The following is a 4860-nucleotide window of genomic DNA, read 5'->3' as shown; positions in this document are numbered from 1 at the left end:
TCTCACGCCCCCTCCTGAGCCCCTTCCCGCGCTCCTCCCCTCGGCCCGAACCAAGCCGCCGCCACCGCGACGACCGAGGCCGCCATCAGCACCACCGCGGCCGCCCCGCTCCCGCTCCGGCCGACGCCCCCGCCGCCGCCCACCTGCAAGGCGAGCGTGACCAGCGCGACGCCGAGCGCCGTGCCCAGCCCCCGTGTCATGTTCACGAGCCCCCCGCCCGTCCCGGACGACCTCGCGGGTATCGCGCCCATGATCAGCGCGTTGTTGGCCGGGGTGAACATCCCCAGCCCCAGCCCGGTCGCCGCGAGCACCGGCACCAGCTCACCGATCCCCGGCGGCACCACCAGCAGCGCGGCCAGCGCCGCCGTGAAGACTCCCGCCCCGGCCAGGCACCGCCCCCGGTCCGAGAGGCCGTGCGGCAACACCCGGTCGCCCCCGGTCGCGGCCAGCGCGAACCCGGCCGGCAGCGCGGTGAGCACCAGCCCCGCCGTCAGCTCGGACACGCCCCTCGCGGTGAGCACGACGGGCACCAGCACCAGCGGCCCGAACAGCACCAGGTAGCCGCTCAGGGCGCCGACCAGGCCGTACGCCACCGCCCGTACCCGCAGCAGGGCGAGGTCGAGCAGGGGCGCGGCCACCCGCCGCTGGCGTCGTACGAAGGCCCATCCCGCGCCGCCCGCGACCAGGAACAGCGCGGCCACGCCCCAGCCGGGCACCGGCAGCCCGGAGGCCGCGGACACGCCCATCAGGGCGCCGGTGGTGGCCACGGCCAGCAGCAGGAGCCCCGGCCAGTCGAAGCGGGTGACCCGGGTACGGGCCCGGGTGCGGGGCAGTAGATAGTGGCCGCCGACGAGCGCGACGACGCCGACGGGCACGTTCACCCAGAACACCCAGCGCCAGCCCAGGGTCGACACCAGGGCACCCCCGACCGTCGGCCCCAGGGCCAGCCCCAGGGCCTGCGCGGCGGCCTGCACCCCGAGCGCGCTGCGCATCCGCTCGCGCGGCGCGCTGGTGGTCACCAGCGCCACGCTGTTCGCCTGCATCATGGCCGCGCCGGCCGCCTGGACCACGCGGAACACCACGAGGACCCCGAGGGTGGGCGCGAAGCCGCAGGCCGCGGAGGCGAGGGTGAAGACGGCGAAGCCGTAGAGGTAGAGCAGTTTGCGGCCATGGGCGTCGGCAAGGCGTCCCGCGGGCACCAGCAGCGCCACCAGGGCGAGCAGATAGGCCAGCGAGACCCATTCGACGGCCGCGAGCGAGGCGTGGAAGTCGGTGCGCAGACCGCCGTAGGTGAGCGTGACGATGCTGGCGTCCAGCTGGCCCATGAACGCGCCGAAGCACACCGCGGCGACGGCCAGCCACCAGCCGTTCGGCAACGCGCGGACCGCCTCGGGGCGGGGCCGCTCCGAGGTCAGCAGCGCGAGTCCGCGCCGTACGGACAGACGCGGTCGCGTGTCGGTGACCATGTCCCCAGATTACAACGGTCACCGAAATACTTGGCTAGCGTCCTATCTCGATCATCACCCCGGACAGGCCGTCCGGCGCCACCCCCAGGCGCCCCGCACCACCCCCAGGCGCGGCATCCGTCACCCACTAGGCGGCACCCGAGCAACCAACCCCCGGGAAATGCACTCACCCACCCCAGGAGCTGTCACACGTTCCGCTCATTCCGGGCGGCGCCGCGTTGCAGCTCGCCCGGATCTGCGCGCCCCGCCCCGGGGCCACGTGGTGCGAGGAGGCCGTTCCGAGGGCGAAGACGGCCAACAGGCCGGTCACAGCAATGAGGATGCGCCTCATGACGCCAACTCCGTTCCCTATGCAAGGACGTTACGGTGATCTCAGTCTCGGAAAACTCAATGTCGTCCACCAGGTTTCCGACGCCTCATCAAACGGCAAGGCAGCAAGGGGAGGACGGAGCGAACATGGACATAGCCCCCCATTGCCCACGATCGACCCCTGATGAACTCAAGTCGGAGTCACTGGACTTGAGGGTGTACGCCTGGCTCGTCCGCAACCGGAGAACGGGCACGCACGACCCGGAGGCCATCGCCCGCGAACTGGCCGCCGGCCCCGCCGACGTCCGTCTCGCCCTCTCCCGCCTGGTGGAGACCGGCCTGCTGGCCGAGGAGCCGCTGCCGGGTTCCCGGCTGACCGTCGTCCCCGCCGAGGCCGCGGCGAGCCGTCGCACCGCACCCCTGGAGGCGCAGATCCGGGAGCGCCAGGAGGCGATCGCGCACATCAGGAGCAGTGTCGACCCCTTCAGCCTGGTCTTCCAGCGGGAGTCGCGCTCCTGGGGCGGCGGTTTCCAGGAGATCTCCACGGTGGCCGAGGTCCGCGACCGGCTCAACCGGCTCAGCGACGGCTGCCGAACCGAACTGGTCTCCTGCCAGCCGGGCGGCGGCTCCCGGATCCCGGCCGCGATGGCCGAGGCCATGGGGCGCGACCGGGCGATGCTCGACCGGGGCGTCCGCATCCGCACGCTCTACCACCACACGGCGCGTTTCAACGGCCCGAGCCAGGCATACGTGGCGGAGCTCTCCGCCCGCGGCGCGGAGTACCGCACGCTGCACGAACTGTTCGGCCGGCTGATCATCGTGGACCGGGAGACCGCGTTCATCCCCGCGCCCGGACACGACGGCCAGGGCGCGATCCTCATCAGCGAACCACCGGTGGTGGCCTACCTGTACGACGTCTTCGAACTGGCCTGGACCCACGCCAGGCCGTTCGTCGACGCCACCGGCCGGGCCATGGAGGCGGTCTCCCGGGAACTGCACCGCACCATCCTGCGGCTGCTCGCCGACGGCCTCAAGGACGAGGCGATCGCCCGGCGCCTCGGCATGTCGCTGCGCACGACACGCCGTCATGTCGCCGACATCCTGTCCGAGTTGAACGTGTCGAGCCGTTTCCAGGCGGGTGTCGCCGCGGCCCGTTCCGGGCTGCTGGAGGAGGCGGACGGTCACGCGAACCCGTGACTGACGGTGCGCGCGCCGATACGGCATGCTGCACGAAAGGGTCTCCGCTCCCACCCCGCGGGCGAGGAGCGCGGGACGGCCGCGAGTCACGACGACGATGGTGAAGCCTGCATGGTCTGGGGAAGTGCGTACGACGGCACGGACGTTCCGAAGTCCCAGGAGGCGTACGTGGAGGAGGTCGTGCTCTTCCTCCACGCCTGCACGGACCGGTCGCCCGCCCTGTTGTGGCCCGAGCAGGAACCCGCCGTGCCCGACACGACGGACCGGACCTCCCCGGCGTTCGACCGCCGGCTGTCCGCGTACCTCGCGCGCAGCCTGACGTCCGCTCTGGGCGTGCCCGTGACCGAGACCTCCGGCACGCCCCTCGACGGCCCGGCGACGACCCACACCCTGGTGGTGCAGACCGCGGGCCGCTCCCACTGGGCCGTCGCCACGGCGCAGGAGCCCGAACGGCCTCTCGTCCTGCCCCTGTTGACCAGCGAGGTCCTCTACCTCCCGCGCGGCTCCCGTACGACCGTCACCGCGAGCGCCGGCAGCCGGCTCGTCTCCCTGTCCCTGGGCACGCCGGCCCACGGGCGGGGACTGGACCGCGAACCGTTCCGCGCGGCCCGACGCCCCGAATGACCGACCGGGTCCGTTCAGTTCCGGTCCGCCGGGGCGTCCGGGGCGTGCACATCGAACACCCCGCACCTGACCGCCGCGACGACGAGCTGGGAACGGCTCACCGCGCCCGTCTTGCTGCGCAGCCGGCGCACATAGGTGTCCACCGTGTGCCGGCTGATGCCGAGCCGGCGGGCGATGGACGGATACGTCTCCCCGTCGCACAGGGAGGCGAGCACCTCCCGCTCGCGGGGGGAGAAGTCCGGTGACGGCACCGTGCCGGCATGCGCAGACATGGGGTTCCTCTCATTCGTCGAACGCGCTGGAAACGCGGTGGGATCGCCCTTCCAGCATGCGAAGCCCCGGCCCGCCCCACCACATCCGCGACCCCTCAGCAAAGTGCGCGACACCAAGGGGAGGGAGGAGGGACCCGCGGACGTGCCGCCGCCTCGACGGCTCCTTCCGGGAGGGCGCCTCGCCCCTCGCGTCCGCCACGTCCGTGGCCGACGCGACCGAGCCGGACGCCACGCTCCCCTGAGAGCTTGCTCACACGGCCCGTACGCGCGACGCGCCGTCGGCCGCGCTTCGTTCGCCGCGCCCGGCACGGACGTCGTCACGCGATGAACGCGAAAAGAGGAATGGGCGGCATCGCCATGCGATGCCGCCCATTCCCTCTGTGGGGCACCGACGAAAACTGCTGATCAGCAGCTATCTGAGGGCCAACGAAGATCGCGTCCCGTGATCAGATAGATCATTTCCCACGGCCCTGGTAGACGCCGCATCGGCTCAGGAAACGGCGATGCCATTGCACGATCACCGGGACACGGTTCACGCCGGCGGCAGCCAGCAGCGTGACAGTCGACCATTCGGCAGGTGCTGTGGACGCCACCGACGAGCCAGTGGCCGACTCAGTGCTCGGCTTCCAGAGCCTGCGACACGGCCACAAGCTGCCGTACGTCGGCATCGATGCTGTTGGTCGTCAGCGCCACTCCGACCGCGGGTGAGGCTTCAGCCGTGTCGATGGCGCAGGCGCGTAACGCCGCGGGCAGCACGCGGGCCACGGCTTCGGGGGACGCGTTTTGTGTCACCCCGAGCATGGCCAAGTAGGAGCTGACGGTGACCAGTCCGTCGCGGCATTCGATGACACGCCGGTAGTAGCGGCGGTGAATCGAACGGTGACTGCAAAACAGCGAGCGGTCCCTGGGCGCCTTGTACAACTGGTACATCTTCCACAGAGCGCCAGGCAGGAGTACCACCAACGCGGTGAGGTTCCCCCGGCGTGCGGGAA

At 71.7% G+C, this 4860-nt stretch carries 5 protein-coding genes; 2 read left to right on the top strand and 3 right to left on the bottom strand.

The annotated features are described in order from the left end of the window. Positions 1 to 2: 2 nt before the first annotated feature. Positions 3 to 1466: an MFS transporter gene (locus VT52_RS18570; protein WP_206306555.1), complete on the bottom strand. Its 1464-nt coding sequence runs from the start codon at positions 1464 to 1466 to the stop codon at positions 3 to 5. Between the two features lie 525 nt (positions 1467 to 1991). On the opposite strand from VT52_RS18570, the gene VT52_RS18565 reads away from it, so the two are divergent. Continuing rightward, positions 1992 to 2972, top strand: a complete 981-nt coding sequence (locus tag VT52_RS18565) for a helix-turn-helix transcriptional regulator (RefSeq protein ID WP_240509804.1) — start codon at positions 1992 to 1994, stop codon at positions 2970 to 2972. Positions 2973 to 3083: 111 nt separating this feature from the next. Beyond that, on the top strand, positions 3084 to 3596 hold the full coding sequence (locus tag VT52_RS18560) for a hypothetical protein (protein ID WP_046428510.1): 513 nt from the start codon (positions 3084 to 3086) through the stop codon (positions 3594 to 3596). Between the two features lie 14 nt (positions 3597 to 3610). Here VT52_RS18560 and VT52_RS18555 read toward each other — a convergent pair whose 3' ends face one another. Then, the gene (locus VT52_RS18555) at positions 3611 to 3868 is read right to left on the bottom strand and encodes a response regulator transcription factor (RefSeq protein ID WP_046428508.1); all 258 of its coding nucleotides are present in this window, start codon (positions 3866 to 3868) and stop codon (positions 3611 to 3613) included. A 612-nt stretch (positions 3869 to 4480) separates the two neighbouring features. Continuing rightward, positions 4481 to 4860, bottom strand: a 380-nt coding sequence (locus tag VT52_RS18545; protein WP_338059192.1) for a DUF6545 domain-containing protein, incomplete at its 5' end; no start/stop codon positions are given.

This window comes from Streptomyces malaysiense, assembly GCF_000980885.2.
Taxonomy (GTDB): domain Bacteria; phylum Actinomycetota; class Actinomycetes; order Streptomycetales; family Streptomycetaceae; genus Streptomyces; species Streptomyces malaysiense.
This window is presented reverse-complemented; position numbering and strand designations above follow the sequence as displayed.